This window comes from Nocardia callitridis (genome assembly GCF_039543305.1).
Classification (GTDB): Bacteria; Actinomycetota; Actinomycetes; order Mycobacteriales; family Mycobacteriaceae; genus Nocardia; species Nocardia callitridis.
The window spans coordinates 625325-642605 of the sequence record NZ_BAABJM010000001.1 but is presented as its reverse complement, the minus strand read 5'-3'; the positions used below and the strand labels follow the sequence as shown (position 1 = coordinate 642605).

Genomic DNA, 17281 nt, shown 5'->3' with positions numbered 1-17281 from the left:
GTGAGCATCTCCATGGTTCGGGTGGTCGGGCAGCGCCGCGACAGGCTGACGGAAGCGGCGCGCGGATGACCCGCCCGACGCGAATCCGGCCGACCAGGTCGCCGCGCACCCGGCGCGCCAGGGTCACGACGCTGGCGCACCTGATGGCGACGGCGGTCGAGGCCGATCCGGGCAGCACCGCCGTGGCCGTGGTCGACGGCACCGGGACGCGCGCGCGATTGACCTATGCGGGACTCGACGATCTGTCGAGCCGGTTGGCGCGGCTGCTGATCGATCGAGGTATCGGTCCCGAGGATCTGGTGGCGGTCGCGATCGGGCGCTCGGTGGAATCGGTGGTCGCCACGTGGGCGGTGGCCAAGGCGGGTGCGGGATTCCTGCCGGTCGATCCGAACGGCCGACCCGAGTGGATCGAGCGGGTACTCGCGGACGCGGCACCGGTGTTCGGCCTGACCGCACTCGGTCACCGGGCCGGATTGGCCGCGATGGCCGGGGGGATCGAATGGTTGGCCGTCGACACCGCCGAGTGTGCGCGCAGGCTCGGCGCGTATCCCGCCGACCCGGTCACCTACACCGATCGCGTCCGACCGCTGCGCGCCGAACATCCCGCCTATGTGCTGTACCCGCCGGTGGCCGACGCGTCGGCGTCAGGAGCGCCGTGTGGCGTCGTGGTGACCCAGGCCGGGCTCGCGAGCCTCTGCGACGAGCAGCGCGTGCGGTACCGGGTGCATGCCGGGTCGCGAGTGCTGCATTTCGCCGCGCAGGGCACCGACGCCGCGGTGCTGGAAGCGCTGCTTGCGCTGAGTGGTTCGGCGAGTTTGCTGATCGTGCCGGACACGGAGGCCGAGTCGTTGGCCGCACTGTTGCGCAGGGAAGCGGTGACGCATGCCTACCTGACGCACGCGGCGGCGGCGGAGCTCGACCCCGAGGAACTCGACGAGCTGCGCGTGGTGATTCTCGATGCGCTCGCCTGCCCGCCGGAGCTCTCGCAACGCTGGGCGCGCACGATATCCCGGGGTCGACTCGGCGAATTGGGCCTCGTATACGGCCGCACCGAGACCACCATGACCACGCATATCGCGGTGCGGCAGGACGAGGCAGCCGCGCCGGTGCGACTCGGCACCGCGCTGCGCGGGGTCACCGAACGCGTGCTGGATCGGTGGCTGGCGGCGGTGTCCGACGGGGACACCGGTGAGTTGTATGTCGCCGGAGCGCAGGTGGCGCGCGGCTATCACGACCGTCCCGGTGCGACGGCCACGCGGTTCGTCGCGGATCCGTTCGGTACCGGCGGTTCTCGCATGCTGCGCACCGGCGATCAGGTGCGGCGCGACGATACGGGGGCGTTGGTCCTCGCCACCGCTATCGGCACCGTTGCGGCCGCCGAGCCCGTCGACGAGCGCCTGGCAACCATCGATGCCGCGTTCATCGCGCATTCCTCGGTGGCGTACTCGGTGACCCTCGACCACGAAATAGACAGTGGTGCAAAGGTTCTCATCTCCTACGTGGAACCGAACCCCGGTGCGACAGTGGATGCGGCCATCCTGGCGGCCTTCGTCGCACGACGCCTGCCGGAGGAGCTGGTGCCGACCGCCGTGATGGTGCTCGACCGGATCCCGTTGACCCAGCATGGCACTCCCGACCGCGCCGAACTTCCGATTCCCCGGCTGCGGACCGCCGCGTTCCGCGCACCGGTCGGTTCGACGCAACGCCTGGTCGCCGAGTTGTACGGCGACGCACTCGGTCACGGGCCGATCGGTGCCGACGACGACTTCTTCGCACTCGGTGGCACCGACGAGCTCGCGCGACAGGTCGTGGCCGGTATCGCGGCGGCGGTCGGGGTGCGTCCCCCGGACGACTCGATCAGCCGAACGCCGACGGTCGCCGACCTCGCGGCGCACGTCGACGAGTTACGCGGCACCGGAGTCCACGTCAGCGCGGAACCCGCACGCCGCGAACCGATCCCGTTGACCTCGGCGCAGCAGCGGATGTGGTTTCTGCACCACTTCGACCCGGATTCCTCGGCCTACAACCTCCCCTTCGTGTTGCGATTGTCCGGTGCGCTGCCCATCGCCGTTGTGCGCGCGGCGGTGGCGGACGTGCTCGAACGGCACGAGGCGCTACGCACCTGGTATCCGGCCACCGACGGCACCGGCTACCAGGAGATTGTGCCCGTCGACCGGGACCGTGCCGATACAGTCCCCGTGCCGCTCGCCGAAGGTGAACTCGCGGACTGGCTGGACGCGGTGGTGCGCCCCGGATTCGAGCTCACCCGCGCGGTGCCCGTTCGGCTCGCGCTCGCCGAGCTCGCCCCCGACGACCACGTGCTCGCGCTGGTAGTCCATCGCATCGCCGCCGACCAGTCCTCGTTGCCGCCCCTGGTTCGAGACCTGCTGCGCGCTTTGCTTTCCCGTCGAAACGGTGCGACACGAGGACTACCGACACCGAGCTCGCACTTCGCCGACTACGTCCTGTGGCAGCGGGATGCGCTCGGCGAGGCTGCCGACCAGGAATCGGTGGCCGCCACGCAACTTCGGTACTGGCGTGCGCAGTTGGCCGACCTGCCCGACCTGGTGGAATTACCGACCGACCGGCCGCGCCCCGCCGTGGCGTCGCTGCGCGCGGCGACTTTCGACCTCGAGATCGCCGCCAGCACGCACGCGCGTCTCACCGAAATCGCTCGGGCTCACGACACCTCGGTGTTCACGGTGCTGCACACCGCGTACGCGGTATTGCTGGCTCGGCTGTCCGGCAGCGGCGACATCGCAGTCGGCACGCAGGTCAGCGGCAGGGGTGTGCGCGGCGAGCATCGGCTCGACGACATGGTCGGCGTGTTCGTCAACACCGTCGTCCTGCGCACCAGGATGGCCGAGGGCGAGACGTTCACCAGTGTGCTTTCGCGCCAACGCGAGATCGACCCGCGCGCCTTCGCTAACGCCGACCTGCCGTTCGAATCGCTGGTGGCGGCGCTGGAACCGACCAGATCCACCGCGCGCCATCCGCTGTTCCAGGCGGGTTTCGGCCGACGTGATCGCACCGATATCGCGGTCGAACTACCCGGCCTCTCGGTACGCAGGATGGCCGCCGAGAACAAGAGCTGCGCATGGGATCTGCACCTTTCGGTCGCCGAAAACCATGACGGCGCGGCCGAACCCGCCGGTATCGACGCGGTATTCACCTACGCCACCGATCTTTTCGACCCCGCGACCGCGCGCGGATTCGCCGAGCGATTCGAACGCATCCTCGCCGCGATCTCGGCGGATGCCGACGCGGTGGTCGGCGATATCGACATTCTCACCCCTGCCGAACGCAGTTCGGTGCTGACGACCTGGAACGACACCGCCCATATCGTCGACCCGCACGCCACCCTCGCCACCCTGCTGCGCCGCGCGGTGGCGGAGGAGCCCGACGCGGTGGCGCTCGTCCAGGATCCGCCCGAAGGGGAGCGCCGCCGCGAGCTCACCTACCGCGAACTCGGCAAGCAGGTGAATCATCTTGCCCGCCATCTCATTTCGATGGGCGTCGGCCCGGGGTCGCTGGTCGCGCTCGCGCTGCACCGGTCGGTCGAACTGATCGTCGCCAGCTACGCGGTGGTCGAGGCGGGTGGCGCCTATGTGCCGGTAGATCCGGCGCAGGCGGTCGAACGCACCCAGCACATCCTGAGCACGGCGGCACCGGCGTGCGTACTCACCGACGCGACCGCGGGATTCGACACCGATATCGCACCCGTCATCCGACTCGACGAGCTGACGGCGCCCGACCGCGCGTCCGGCGCGCCGATCGAGGATGGCGAACGGGTATCGCCGCTGCGACCGGAGAACACGGCCTATGTGATCTTCACCTCCGGCTCCACCGGCAGCCCCAAGGGCGTCGCGGTTCCGCACGCCGCGATCGTCAACCAATTGCTGTGGAAGGCAGCGCAGTTCGCGCTCTCCTCGGACGAGGTGATGTTGCTGAAGACCGCGGCGACCTTCGACCTCTCGGTGTGGGAGTCCTGGTCGGCGGTGGCATGCGCTGGCCGGTTGGTGCTCGCCGCGCCCGAGGGGCACCGCGACCCCTCGTATCTGAACGATCTACTCGTTCGCGAGTCCGTGACCACGCTGCACGTGGTTCCTTCGATGGTCGACGCCCTGCTGGTGCACAGTGTCGCCGCGCATTCGGCGCTGCGGCGGGTACTCGCCATCGGCGCGACGCTGCCCGCGGCGGTGGCGCGCCGCTTCGCCGCGGCCTATCCCGAGGTGGCGCTGTACAACCTGTATGGGCCCGCCGAGGCGGCGGTGTCGGTGACCAGCCACCGGGTGACCGAAGCCGACGAGGCATCGGTGCCGATCGGTATCCCCGAGTGGAACAGCGGGGTCTACGTGCTCGACGGCAGGCTGCGGCCGGTGCCCGTCGGCGTGGCGGGCGAACTGTATTTGACCGGTGCGCAACTCGCGCGCGGTTATGTCGGCAGAGGCGACCTGACCGCCGAGCGCTTCGTCGCCGATCCGTTCCAGCGCGGTGCGCGCATGTACCGCACCGGCGATCTCGGTGCCTGGCACCATAGCGGCGAGCTGGGGTATCGAGGCAGGGCCGACGCCCAGCTGAAGATTCGCGGTTTCCGGATCGAGCCGGGGGAGATCGAGGCGGCGATGCTCGCACTGCCCGGTGTCGCCCAGGCGGCGGTGATCGCCCAGGCCGACCCGAACAGCGGCGAACGGTTGGTGGGCTACCTGGTGGCCGCCGACGCGGTGATCGGTGTCGGCGCCGCCAGGGTGAAATCGGCGTTGAGCGCGCGGCTTCCCTCCTACATGGTGCCGTCCACCTTCGTGGTGCTGGACGCGCTGCCGCTGAACGTGCACGGCAAGGTGGACCGAAAGGCTTTGCCGGAACCGGAATTCGAGGTGCCGGTATTTCGTGCTCCCTCGACGCCGGTCGAGGAGATCGTGGCCTCGGCGTTCGCGCGGGTGCTCGGTGTCGAGCGGGTCGGTGCCGACGACGACTTCTTCGTACTCGGCGGGAACTCGCTGCTCGCCCTCGAGGCCGCCGACCGGATCGGTAAGGCCCTGGATGCGCCGGTGCCGGTGCGCACGCTGTTCGAGACGGCGACCGTGACCGGTCTCGCCGTCGGCGTCGAACATCTCGACCGCGACCCGGTGCCACTGGCCGCCGTGCGCCGTCAGGAACCGCTACCGCTGTCGTACGCGCAGCGGCGCATGTGGTTTCGCAACCGCTACGACAACACGACCTCCGTCTATCACACGCCCGCCGCGATCCGATTGTCCGGCGTGCTCGACGTGGCTGCGTTGCGTCGTGCGGTCGCCGACCTGGTCGCCCGGCACGAGATCCTGCGCACCAGCTACCCGGAAACCCCCGACGGGCCGGTGCAGCGCATTCTGCCGCCGCACCTGGTGCCGATCGAGTTGGTTCCCGCGCAGATCGGCGAGGAGCGGGTCGGTCACGATGTGCGCGGTGTGGTCGCCGCCGCCTTCGATGTCGAGGCCGACGTGCCGTTGCGCGCGCAGCTGTTCCAGCTCGCCGGAAGCGAATACGTTCTCGTGCTGGTGGCGCATCGGATCAGTGTCGACGCGTGGTCGATCGGACCGCTGACGCGCGATCTGATGCTCGCCTACGCCGCGCGCAGCGGCGGTGAGACCCCGTCCTGGTCGCCGCTGCCGATCCAGTACGCCGATTACACGATGTGGCAGCGCGAACTGCTCGGGTCCGAAGACGATCCTCGGTCGTTGTCGCACAGCCAACTCGACTACTGGTGCGGGCAGCTCGCCGGTGTGCCGGACGAGCTGAGCCTGCCGGCCGATCGGCCGCGCCCTCGGCAACCGTCCTATGCCGGCGCCGCCACGGAATTCGTGATCGACCCCGCGGTGCACGCCGCGTTGCTCGCGCTCGCCGAACGGCACAACGCCACCTTGTTCATGGTGGTGCACACCGCGTTCGCGGTGTTCCTCGCGCGGATGTCGGGCACCGAGGACATCGCCATCGGCACCCCGGTCGCCGGTCGGGGGCGCGCCGAACTCGACGACCTGATCGGCCTTTTCGCCAATACGCTCGTGTTGCGAACCAAGGTCTCGCCGGAGCTCGGCTTCGCCGAACTACTCGCCGCCAACCGCGAGACCGATCTGCGTGCCTTCGCCAACGCGGATCTGCCGTTCGAGCGTTTGGTCGAGGTGCTCGATCCGCCGCGTTCGCCTGCGCGGCATCCGCTGTTCCAGGTGGTGCTTTCGTTCGAGAACCATCCGGTCACCAGCCTCGACCTGCCGGGACTGAGCTTCGCCGCGCTCGATCCCGCAGCCGACACGGCCGAATTCGATCTGCGCCTCACCGTGCGCGAGCAGCGCACCGAGACCGGCGATCCGGCCGGCCTTGCCGCCGAATTCAGTTATGCACGTGATCTTTTCGATGAGGAAACGGTCGTCGAATTCGGTCGTCGGCTGCGCCGCCTGCTCACCGAGGTGGCCCGTGAGGCCGCGACATCCTCGATCGCGCGCGCGGTCGGTGAGCTCGACATCCTCGACGATTCCGAACACGCCGATCTGATCGCGCGGACCGGTGCCGAGCCCAACGCGGCACAGACGCTCGGTGAACTGATGACCTCCGCCGCGGCCGGCAACCCCACGGCCACCGCGTTGATCGCCGACGACCGCGTCTTCGGTTACCGCGAACTCGACGCCGCCTCCGCGCAATTGGCGCGCGCGTTGATCGCGCGTGGTGCCGGTCCCGAGGCGCCGGTGGTGCTGGCGATCGGACGGTCGGTGGAGTTCGTGCTCGCGCTGTGGGCCGTCGCGCGCACCGGCGCACCGGTGGTGGCGATCGACCCTGCCGACCCGGACCGTTACCTCGCCGGGATCCTTGACGATTGCGGTGCGCGGCTCGGGGTGACGTTGGTTGCCGAGCGGCCCGAACTTCCGGTGCGGGAGGGGATTTCGTGGATCGTACTGGATGACCCGGACTTCACCGTCGACGTCGCGGCGCGCTCGGACCGTCCGCTCGCCGCGACGGAGCTGAGCGGCCTCACCCACCCCGATCAACTCGCCTACCTCGGCTACGGATCCGATGACGAGGGCGTTGCGCTCACCCATGCCGCGGTGGCGAATCTGTGTGCCGAACTGGCGCGGCGCTACTCGATCGACACCCCGAGCCGCGTCGCCGCACTGGCGGCACCGTCCTCGCCGGTGTGGCTGCTCGAGGTGCTGCTCGCACTCGGGTCGGCGGGCGCACTCGTCCTCGGTCCACCCGAAGGACAAGGCGCGCAATCGATGTCGGCCGCCGCTGGCACGCACATGTTCCGCACGTCCTCGGCGTCGGCCGTCCCGGTGGCTGGCGCGTACCCCACGGTGATCGGTGTGGGCTGTGAAACCGCACCCGACGAGGCCGTGCTCGCGGGCGCCTCCGAGACCCGCGACGTGTTCCACGGGTACGGCAGGCTGGAGGCGACATTGCTGGCCACCGTCGGCGAGCCGTTGCGGCCGGGCGAGCGGGTCACCGTGGGTGGCCCCCTGCGTGGTCTGCGTGCCTTGGTATTGGACCGCAGGCTGCGACCGGTGCCCGAAGGCGTCGCGGGTGAGCTGTATCTGGGTGGCCGTCCCCTCGCGCGCGGATATCACCGCCGACCCGGGCATACCGCTGCTCGCTTCGTCGCCGACCCCTACCACCCCGGCGAACGTCTCTACCGCACCGGCGATGTGGTGCGGTGGAGCAGGGCGCTCGACGACCCCGCGCTGGAGTATCTCGGCCGCAACGACGCTCGGTTCTACGTCGACGGCCTGCGCGTCGACCCCGTGCGCGTGGACGCCGCGTTGCGCGCCGAGCCGGAGGTGGCGGCCGCGCTCACGGTCGGCTGGACGGCGAAGCGGGGCACCGTGCCCGTCTCGTATGTGTCGCTCGCCGAGCATGCCACCGTCGACGCCTCGACACTGACCGGGCGACTACGGGCGGCATTGCCGCAGCACCTCGTGCCTGCCGAAATCATTGTGCTCGAACGCATTCCGGTTACGGAGACCGGCGAACTCGACCCGCGCGCACTACCGGAACCCACCGAACCCGGCACGCAGGACACCACGGAGTCCGCGGCGCGCGTGCTGGCCGAGCAGGTCATCACCACCGCGATCAGCGAACTACTCGGCCTCGACGAGGTAGCCAGCGACGACGACTTCTTCGCCATCGGCGGCGAGAGCATCGGCGCGGTCCTGCTGGCCACCCGCGTCAGTGAACGCGGCGTAACCCTCACGCCACGAGATATTTTCGCGCACCCGACGGCGGCGCGGCTGGCGCGTGCCTCGGTGGTCGAGGGTGACACCGACGACGAATCGGGGGAGTTGCCGCTGACTCCGAAGGCCGCACGCGGTCTCGACACCGACCTGGAGGTCCGCGCGATCGCGCTGGACATCCCGCAATCCTGCCCCGCCGAGACCGTGCGCTCGGCCGTGGCGACCGTTCTCGAACAACATCCGATGCTGTGGGTTGTGCTGGATCGCACCTCGGACCCCGTGCTGCGTATCCCCGCCGCCGCCGACCGCACGGGCGAGGCGTTCCGCCGCCTCGATCCCGCACGCGGCGAGACCATGCTGCCGATCGACGACGTGGTGCGCGCGGCCGCCGCCGCACTCGATCCCGAGCAGGGGCGCAATATCCACTTCGTGCTCACCGGCGGACCGCAGGGGCGCGAGACCCTCATCGTGGTGGCCAACGGCCTTGTGGTGGACGATATCTCGTGGCGCACCATCGTCGACCAGCTCACCGTCGCGTGGAGCAGAGGCAGGCACGCCGCACCCGCGGGGCCGGAATCCGGACTCGGTGCCCTCATTCGCACGCTGGCCGCGAAGGCCGAGGAACCCGCGACCCGTGCCGAAATGATCTGGTGGGAGCGCACCCTCGGTGCCGTACCCGAGGGCATTCTCGCCGAGAAGCGCGACCTGCGTGCGCGCAGCAGGGTTTCGCTGACGATCACCGCCGAAGGTGCCGCCGCCGTGGCCGAGGCCGCGGCGGCCTACCACACCGGCGTCGACGACGTGCTGCTCACCGCGTGCGCGCTGGCCTCGCAGACCTCCGGCGGGGAGATCGTCACGCGGGCGATCGGCTCGGTGATTCGGCTCACCGCCGACGGAAGGAAGGCCACCGACGCCGAGGAGAGCATGGTCGGTGGGTTCAGCACCGAATACCCACTTCCGTTGCGGCTGACCAGGATCGACCTGGAAGACGCACTGGTCGGAGGGCCCGCTGCGGGTATCGCGATCGCGCAGATCAAGGAATTGCGTCGCGCGGTGCCCTCGCACGGCGTCGGCTACGGACTGCTTCGGCACCTGAACCCCGACACCGCGGCGCGACTGCGTGATCTGGGCCGGGGCCGGTTCGCGTTGCGTTATCGCGACGTTCGACCCGCCAGGGTGCACACCGACACCCCGTCGGACGACCTGCTGCTCGACCTCACCGTCGACGCCACCGACGACGGTCTGCTCGTCCGATTCGACTACGCCGCGGTCGCGTTCACTGCCGATGCCGTGAAAACCTATGCCGAGCACTGGATTCGCGCACTCGGTGGGCTCGCCGAACACGGCCTTCGATCCGACGTCGGCGGCTTCACGCCGTCGGACTTTCCACTGGTGCGACTCAAACAACCCGATATCGACCGCTTCGGCAAGCGCTACCCCGACCTCAGTGATATCTGGCCGGTCACCCCGCAGCAATCCGGGATGCTGTTCCACGCGCTGCTGGCCGAGTCGTCGGTCGATGTCTACACCACCCAGTTCACGCTGGAACTCAGCGGTGCCGTCGATCAGGACCGCATGCGCGCCGCCGCGCAGGCCGTGCTCGACCGGCACGACAACCTGCGGGTCGCGTTCACCGAGGACGCCGAAGGCAATCCCGTTCAGGTGGTGCAGGATTCGGTCGAGGTGCCGTGGCGGGTGCTCGAGCTCGACCAACTCGCCCCCGAGGCCGCCACCGCCGAACTGGCGCGGATCCAGTCCGCCGACCTGAGCACGCACTTCGACATGCGCACGGCGCCGCTGCTTCGCCTCGCGCTGGTGCGCACCGGGCCCGAGACGTGCCACCTGGTCACCACCAGTCATCACATTCTGCTCGACAGCTGGTCGATGCCGCTGCTGTTGAAGGATCTGCTGACCGCCTACGCGGTCGGTGGCGCGACCAGGCACCTGCCCAAAGTCGCGCCCTACCACGACTATCTGGCCTGGTTGAACACCCGCGACACCGAGGCCGCGCGCCATGCCTGGGCCGAGGCGCTCTCCGGCATCACCGAGCCGACGACGCTGCGGCCCACCGACCGCGCCCGCGAGATATCGGCGGGCGTCGGCGAGGTCGGATTCGAGCTGTCGACGGCCGACACCACCGCACTGACCCGACTCGCCTCCGGCCTCGGCGTTTCGGTGCACACCGTGGTGCAGGCGGCATGGGGATTGCTGATCGGGCGCGGGATCGATCGCGACGACGTGGTGTTCGGCGCCACCGTCTCCGGACGGCCCGCACAGCTCGACCAGGTGCAGGCCATGGTCGGCCTGTTCCGCAACGCCATCCCGGTACGGGTGCGCCTCGGCGCCACCGAGACGCTCGGCGGATTGCTGCGGCAGTTGCAGGCCGAGCAGGAGGCCCTGCTCGAACACCACTACCTCGGGCTCGCCGATATTCAGGACACCATCGGTGTGGCAGGGCTTTTCGACTCGCTGGTGGTGTTCGAGTCGCTACCGGTGGATCGCGAGGGCTTCGGTGCCGACAATGCGGTCGACGGGATGACCGTCACCGGGATCGAGGCGGCGCACACCACGCACTACCCGCTCACCGTGCTCGTGGTGTTGGACAGTCAGTTGCGTGTGTCGGTCCAGTACCTGGGCGAGGTCTACGACGAGGCGGCGGCACAGGCGCTGGCCCAACGGCTTTCGGCGATCATCGACCGCTTCGTCGCGACCCCGCAGGCCACCGTCGCGCAGATCGACGTGTTGCTCGACAGCGAACGCGCCGCGCTGGCCGCCGGGCACGCACCCGAGGAGCCGGAGGACGACGAGGCGACCCTGCTCTCGTTGTTCGACGCCCAGGTCGCGCGCACGCCGACCCAACCGGCGATCCGGCACGGCGGCCTCACCCTCACCTACAGCCAACTCGATATGCGTTCGCGCGCGCTCGCGGCCGAATTGACGCGTTGGGGGGTGGAATCGGAGTCCTTGGTGGCCGTGGTCATGCGCGGCGGGATCGAGGCGTTCGTCGCGATCTACGGCGTGTTGCGCGCGGGCGCCGCCTACCTGCCCCTCGATCCGGACGATCCGCTCGAACACATCGAATCCGTGCTGGTCGCCGCCGATCCCGTGTGTGCGCTCACCCTCTCCGATGACCGGTTCGACACCGACGTCGACGTGCCCGTGGTCGCGGTCGACACCTTGTTCCTCGCGCCGGGCGCGACCGGAGCACCCACCGGTGTACGACCCGACAATGTCGCGTTCGTCGGCTACGGCGGTGTCGGCACCGGCGCACGGGGCACGATGGTCACCCACCGGCAGCTGGTCGGTCGGCTGCGCTGGGCCGCACGGGCGTACGAATACGATGCCGACGACGTTGTGCTGCTCGGCAATTCGATCAGCGCACCGGCCGCGCCGATGGAGCTGTTCCTCCCGCTGCACACCGGCGCCCGCGTCGTCGTCGCGACCACGGGCGGTGGCGAGGACGACTCCGTGCGGGGGGCCGTCGAGAACTCGGTCACCACCGTCCACTTCGTGCCGTCGGCGCTGACGGACTTCCTCGATCGCGCGGTGGCCGACGATCCCGAGGATTCGGCCACCGTCGCATCGACCTACCCGGCGCTGCGGCGGGTGTTCGTCGCGGGCGAGCCCGTGACCGCCGCCCTCGCCACGATGTGCGCCGACATGCTGCCCGATGCCGAGCTGATCAACTGGTACATGACCGCGGAAACCTCGGTGGCCACGGCGTATTCGGTACCCGCGACGAACGCGACGCGGGAACCACCGGTGGTGGCGGGGTCGACGCATGCGCCGATTCCGATCGGCGCCGCGGCGGGCGGTGTGCGGGTGCACGTCCTCGATCGCCAGCTTCGTCCGGTACCGCTCGGCGCGGAAGGCGAACTCTATGTGGAAAGCGCACAGTTGGCGCGTGGCTACCTGCTCGGCGCCGCCGACACCGCGCGGCGTTTCGTCGCACACCACGGCGGCGTCCGGCTCTACCGCACCGGCGAAATCGTGCGCTGGCACGATGCGGGCACCCTGGAGCATCGCGGTCGTGCCGACGCCATGGCGACACTGCGTGGTCAGCGCCTCGAACTAGCCGATATCGAATCCGCCCTGCTCAGCCACGAATCGGTGCGCCGCGCCGCCGCCGCGGTGCTGCCGGGCGCCGTGGGCCAACGCCTGATCGGCTACGTGGTGACCGAACCGGGCGCAGAATTCGACGAACACCTGCTCCTGCGGCACGCCCGTGCCGTACGCACCGCCGAACCGTATTCGAGTGCGGCACCGGTACCTTCGGCGATAGTGCGCCTGGACGCGCTGCCGCGGACCGCGCACGGGAGTCTCGATCGCGCCGCGCTGCCAGCGCCCCGGCTGGCGACCAGGCCGTATCGCGCGCCGACCACACCGGTCGAACGCGCCGTGACCGATGTCTTCGCCGAGGTACTCGGCATCGGCCTCGGCGCCGACACCACGCGGGTCAGCATGGACGACGACTTCTTCGACCTCGGCGGTAACTCGCTGATCGCCACCCGTGCGGTGCGCAGGCTCCGCACCCTCACCGGAGCGCGAGTTCGGGTGCGTTGGTTGTTCACCGACGCGACCCCCTCGGCGCTGTCCGCGCGGATCGTCACCGCCCTGGCCGACCACTGCGATTACGACCTGGATTCCAACGCCGCACTCGAGGTGCTGCTGCCGATCCGCACCAGGGTGCCGCGCGATACGGCCGCGGCCGAACCGCTGTTCTGCCTGCACCCGATGTACGGGCTGTCCTGGTGTTACGCCGGTCTGGTCAGGTATGTCCCCTCGGCCCGGCCGATCTATGGGCTGCAATCGCCCGCCATGACCGACGACGGCTACCTGCCGGAGTCGCTCGACGAGATGGCGCGGCGCTACGTCGAGGAGATCATGGCCGTCCAACCCGAGGGCCCCTACCGGCTGCTCGGCTGGTCGCTCGGTGGCGTGCTCGCCCACGCGGTAGCCACCGAATTGCAAAGCGCTGGACAACAAGTCGCCCCCCTGGTGTTGCTCGGTGCGAACCCGGAGGTCGACGTCACCGATTTCCGGTCCGTCGTGCGCGCGGGTCTGGCCGAGCTCGGCATCGGCGTCGACACCCTGCTCCCCGGCGACGGTGACGTCCACGAGCTGAGCGAGGCCGCACTCGTCGAACTGCACGCCACCATCCCGCCGGACATGGCCGTGCTCACCCAGGACCGGGTCCGCCGGATGTACCACAGCACCGTGCACTGCGCGGAACTCGCCGCGCGCCACCGCCCGAGGGTGTTCCACGGCAGGTTGGACTACTTCAGCGCCGAAGGCGACGAGTCGGGGGCGCGGCGTTGGCGGTCATTCGTGGACGGCATCGTCGACGACCATCCGATCGGCGTGCCAGGCGGCCAACTCCTCGCGGAGTCCGCGTTGGCGCGAATCGGGCCCGCGTTGTCGGCGCTGTGGGAAAACGCGGCGCGGGAATCGGTATCGGGGCGGGTCGGTCATGATCAGATCGACGCCGGTCGGGCATGATAGGTCGATGTCGAGGTAACGATGCCGACTATTCCCACGACTACATAGGCCGTATGGTCTGGCGTGATCGTCAAGGGCATCCACCCCCGGCGTCATCCATTACCCCGGCGCGCGGGGCAGACAGTTCGAATGTCGAGACGAAGCGAAGGTGCGAAATTGATACGTCGACAGACCCGGCGCAGCGGTTGGCGTGCCGCGGCAGCGATCGCGGCCACGACGGTTCTCGCGGGAGTGTTGACCGGTCTCGGCGCGCCGAGTGCGTCCGCAGACCCCATCATCGAGTCCAAGACTCTGCTGGGTGATCCCACCGCGCCGGATGGTTCGCGGATCGAGAAGGCGGAATACAAGGACGACCGCCACATTCGGTTGTATGTGTTCTCGGCGGCGATGAACGAGAAGATCATCGTCGACGTGCAGCGCCCCGCCGACGCCTCGGTGCCGAGGCCGAGCCTGTACCTGCTCAACGGCGCGGGTGGCGGCGAGGACTCCGCGTCCTGGCAGGCGCAGACCGACGCGCTGGAGTTCCTCTCGGACAAGAACGCCAACATCATTCAGCCGGTCGGCGGCAAGTGGAGCTACTACACCGACTGGATCAACGACGACCCGGTGCTCGGGCGTAACAAGTGGAAGACCTTCTTCACCGAGGAGCTGCCTCCGCTGGTGGACGGCGCGCTCGGCACCAACGGCATCAACGCCATCGCCGGCCTTTCCACGTCGGGCACCACGGTGCTCGCGCTTCCGATCGCCAAGCCCGGCCTGTTCCGGGCCGCGGCCGCCTACAGCGGTTGCGCGCAGACCAGTGACCCGGTCGGCTCGGAGTTCGTGCGCCTCGTGGTCAACACCTGGGGTGGCGGCGACGCCGATAACATGTGGGGGCCACCGGGATCGCCCGAGTGGGCCGCGAACGACCCGTACGTGCACGCGGAGGCGCTGCGCGGCACCGATCTCTACATCTCCAGTGGCAGCGGCATTCCCGGCCAGTACGACACCTTGGACGGCGAATACGCGCTGCCCGGTTCGGGTGGCCTCGCCAACCAGTTGGTGATCGGCGGCGTGATCGAGGCCGGCACCAACTACTGCTCGCACAACCTGCAGAACCGGCTCAACGAGTTGGGTATCCCCGCGACCTACAATTTCCGTCCCACCGGAACCCACTCGTGGGGTTACTGGCGCGACGAGTTGCAGAACTCCTGGCCGGTGTTGGCCAAGGGGCTCGAGCTCTAGTCGACGAGGCCACGTCTGAAGGACAATCGAATGCCCGCTCGCACGCCACGTGCGAGCGGGCATTCTTTTATAGGTGGGGCTAACCAAAAAGTTCGGTTACCCGTAAAATCATGTTTTGTGAGTACTACGTTCGGCGCGTCGGCCCGGTCCGCCAGCAAGCGGGCACGGTCGGCGAGCATCCTGCTCGGGCCAGCGTTCGTCGCCGCCATCGCCTACGTCGACCCTGGCAACGTCGCCTCGAATATCAGCGCGGGTGCGCAGTTCGGCTATCTGCTGGTGTGGGTGATCGTGCTGGCGAACGTGATGGCGGGGTTGGTCCAGTTCCTTTCCGCCAAACTGGGATTGGTCACCGGGATGTCGCTGCCGGAGGCGGTGCGCGAGCGCGCCGGCCGATCGGTTCGGCTCGCCTATTGGGGCCAGGCCGAGGTCGTCGCCATCGCCACCGATCTGGCCGAGGTGGTCGGCGGTGCGATCGCGCTCAACCTGCTGTTCGGGCTTCCACTGCTGGTCGGCGGCGTGATCACCGGTGTGGTGTCGATGGGGCTGCTGCTGGTGCAGGATCGGCGCGGGCAACAGCCGTTCGAGCGGGTGATCACCGGATTGCTCGCGATCATCGCGATCGGTTTTCTCGCGAGCGTGTTCCTCTCGCCCCCTTCGGCTTCCGAGACCGTCGGCGGGCTGGTGCCACGCTTCGAGGGCGCCGAGAGCGTGTTGCTCGCGGCGGCGATGATCGGTGCGACGGTGATGCCGCACGCGGTGTATCTGCACTCCGGCCTGGCCCGCGATCGGCACGGCCACCTCGAGGTGGGGCCGTTGCGCGCACGACTCTTGCGGATCACCAAGGTCGATGTCGGCCTGGCGATGCTGCTTGCGGGCGCGGTCAATCTGGCGATGCTGTTGCTGGCGGCGAGCACCTTGCGCGGCAGGGATATCGAAACCATCGAACAGGCGCATTCCGCGATCGGTGACACGCTGGGTCCGGTCGCCGCCCTGCTGCTTGCGATCGGATTGCTAGCCTCCGGCCTGGCCTCCACCTCGGTCGGTTCCTACGCGGGCGCGATGATCATGCAGGGTCTCCTGCACCGCCGCACGCCGTTGCTGTTGCGCCGATTGATCACCCTGATCCCCGCGCTGGCGGTCCTCGCGACCGGCGTCGACCCCACCCGCGCGCTAATCGTCTCGCAGGTAGTCCTCTCCTTCGGCATCCCCTTCGCCCTGATCCCCCTAGTACGCTTCACCAGCGACCAAACCCTGATGGGCCCCGACACCAACCGCCCCCTAACCACCGCCATGGCCTGGACAGTCGCCACGATCATCTCAACCCTAAACGTGGCCCTCATCTACCTAACCCTCACCGCGCCATGATCAACAGGACATCACAGCGGATTTTAAAGCGGGACGTCGCAATAGCGTCCTGTTGATCATGAAAGTTATGGCTCAGTCCGCGAAGACGGGGTTGCGTTTGGTTAGCATCGCTGTGGCGCCTTCTAGGAAGTCTGCGGAGTGTAGTAGTTCTATCTGTCCGGTCTTTTCGTCCGCTAGTGCGGTGTCGAGTGCGGTGAGTGTCGCGTGGTTGAGTGCGCGCTTGGTGAGTTCTAGTGCGCGGCGTGGGCCGGCGGCCAGTTTTGCCGCGGCGGCCTCGACTTTCGCGTCGAGTTCGTCGTCGGCGAGGACGGCGGTGAACAGGCCGGCCTGCTTGGCTTCCGGTGCGGGTAACCGTTCCCCCAGTAGAGCCAGCTCGCCGGCGAAGGCGCGGCCCGCGGACGCGGCGACCAGGGCCGCCGCGCCACCGTCGGGCATCAGGCCGATATTGACGAAGGCGAGCAGTAGATAGGAATCTGTGCTCGCGTAGACCAGGTCGCCCGCCAGCGCGATCCCGACCCCGACGCCCGCGGTCGCGCCCTTGACGCGGGTGATGACCGGGACCGGCGCGTCGACGATCGCGCGCACCAGGCGTGCGGCCGCGTCCATCACCATCTCCGAGGTGATGCCGCGCCCCTGCTCCGCGGCGGTGGTGGAAAGGTCTGCGCCGGTGCAGAAGTCGCCGCCCTCGCCGGTCAGTACGATCACCCGGACCGAGGCATCCGTCGCCGCGGCGACGAACGTGTCACCGAGCGCGACCATCGTGTCGTAGTCCAGCGCGTTCTTGCGGCGCGGCTTGGTGATGGTGACCCGGAGGATCTTGCCGTCGTGGATCGCGGAGAAGCTGGGCGCCTGCGCCGGTGAATCGGCGTTGGCGGTGGAGTCGGTATCGGTCATGTGTGCTGCTCCTACGCTGGAATCCGGCGGGGACGGTGCCATGAATAGCGATTAACTTTGCGAATTGTGGTTAACTTAAGGTCCACTGTCCACCGCTGTCA

4 protein-coding genes are annotated in these 17281 nt (G+C 68.9%); 3 read left to right on the top strand and 1 reads right to left on the bottom strand.

Annotated elements, in window-relative coordinates:
- The first annotated feature begins 65 nt into the window (after positions 1 to 65).
- From ABEA50_RS02880 to ABEA50_RS02870, 3 genes are all read left to right on the top strand, one after another.
- Positions 66 to 13697: an amino acid adenylation domain-containing protein gene (locus ABEA50_RS02880; protein WP_345493413.1), complete on the top strand. Its 13632-nt coding sequence runs from the start codon at positions 66 to 68 to the stop codon at positions 13695 to 13697.
- 234 nt (positions 13698 to 13931) lie between these two features.
- Positions 13932 to 14921 carry an alpha/beta hydrolase gene (locus ABEA50_RS02875; RefSeq protein WP_345494627.1) on the top strand — a complete coding sequence of 330 codons (990 nt, stop codon included), beginning with the start codon at positions 13932 to 13934 and terminating at the stop codon, positions 14919 to 14921.
- A 117-nt stretch (positions 14922 to 15038) separates the two neighbouring features.
- Positions 15039 to 16286 carry an Nramp family divalent metal transporter gene (locus tag ABEA50_RS02870; protein WP_345493412.1) on the top strand — a complete coding sequence of 416 codons (1248 nt, stop codon included), beginning with the start codon at positions 15039 to 15041 and terminating at the stop codon, positions 16284 to 16286.
- 72 nt (positions 16287 to 16358) lie between these two features.
- Here ABEA50_RS02870 and ABEA50_RS02865 read toward each other — a convergent pair whose 3' ends face one another.
- Positions 16359 to 17180, bottom strand: coding sequence for an enoyl-CoA hydratase-related protein (locus ABEA50_RS02865; protein ID WP_345493411.1), 822 nt, complete (start codon positions 17178 to 17180; stop codon positions 16359 to 16361).
- Between the last annotated feature and the right edge of the window lie 101 nt (positions 17181 to 17281).

Excerpts from the sequence above, each read along its gene's own strand:
- ABEA50_RS02880 (WP_345493413.1), top strand. The coding sequence starts at position 66 with ATGACCCGCCCGACGCGAATCCGGCCGACCAGGTCGCCGCGCACCCGG.
- ABEA50_RS02865 (WP_345493411.1), bottom strand. The coding sequence starts at position 17,180 with ATGACCGATACCGACTCCACCGCCAACGCCGATTCACCGGCGCAGGCG.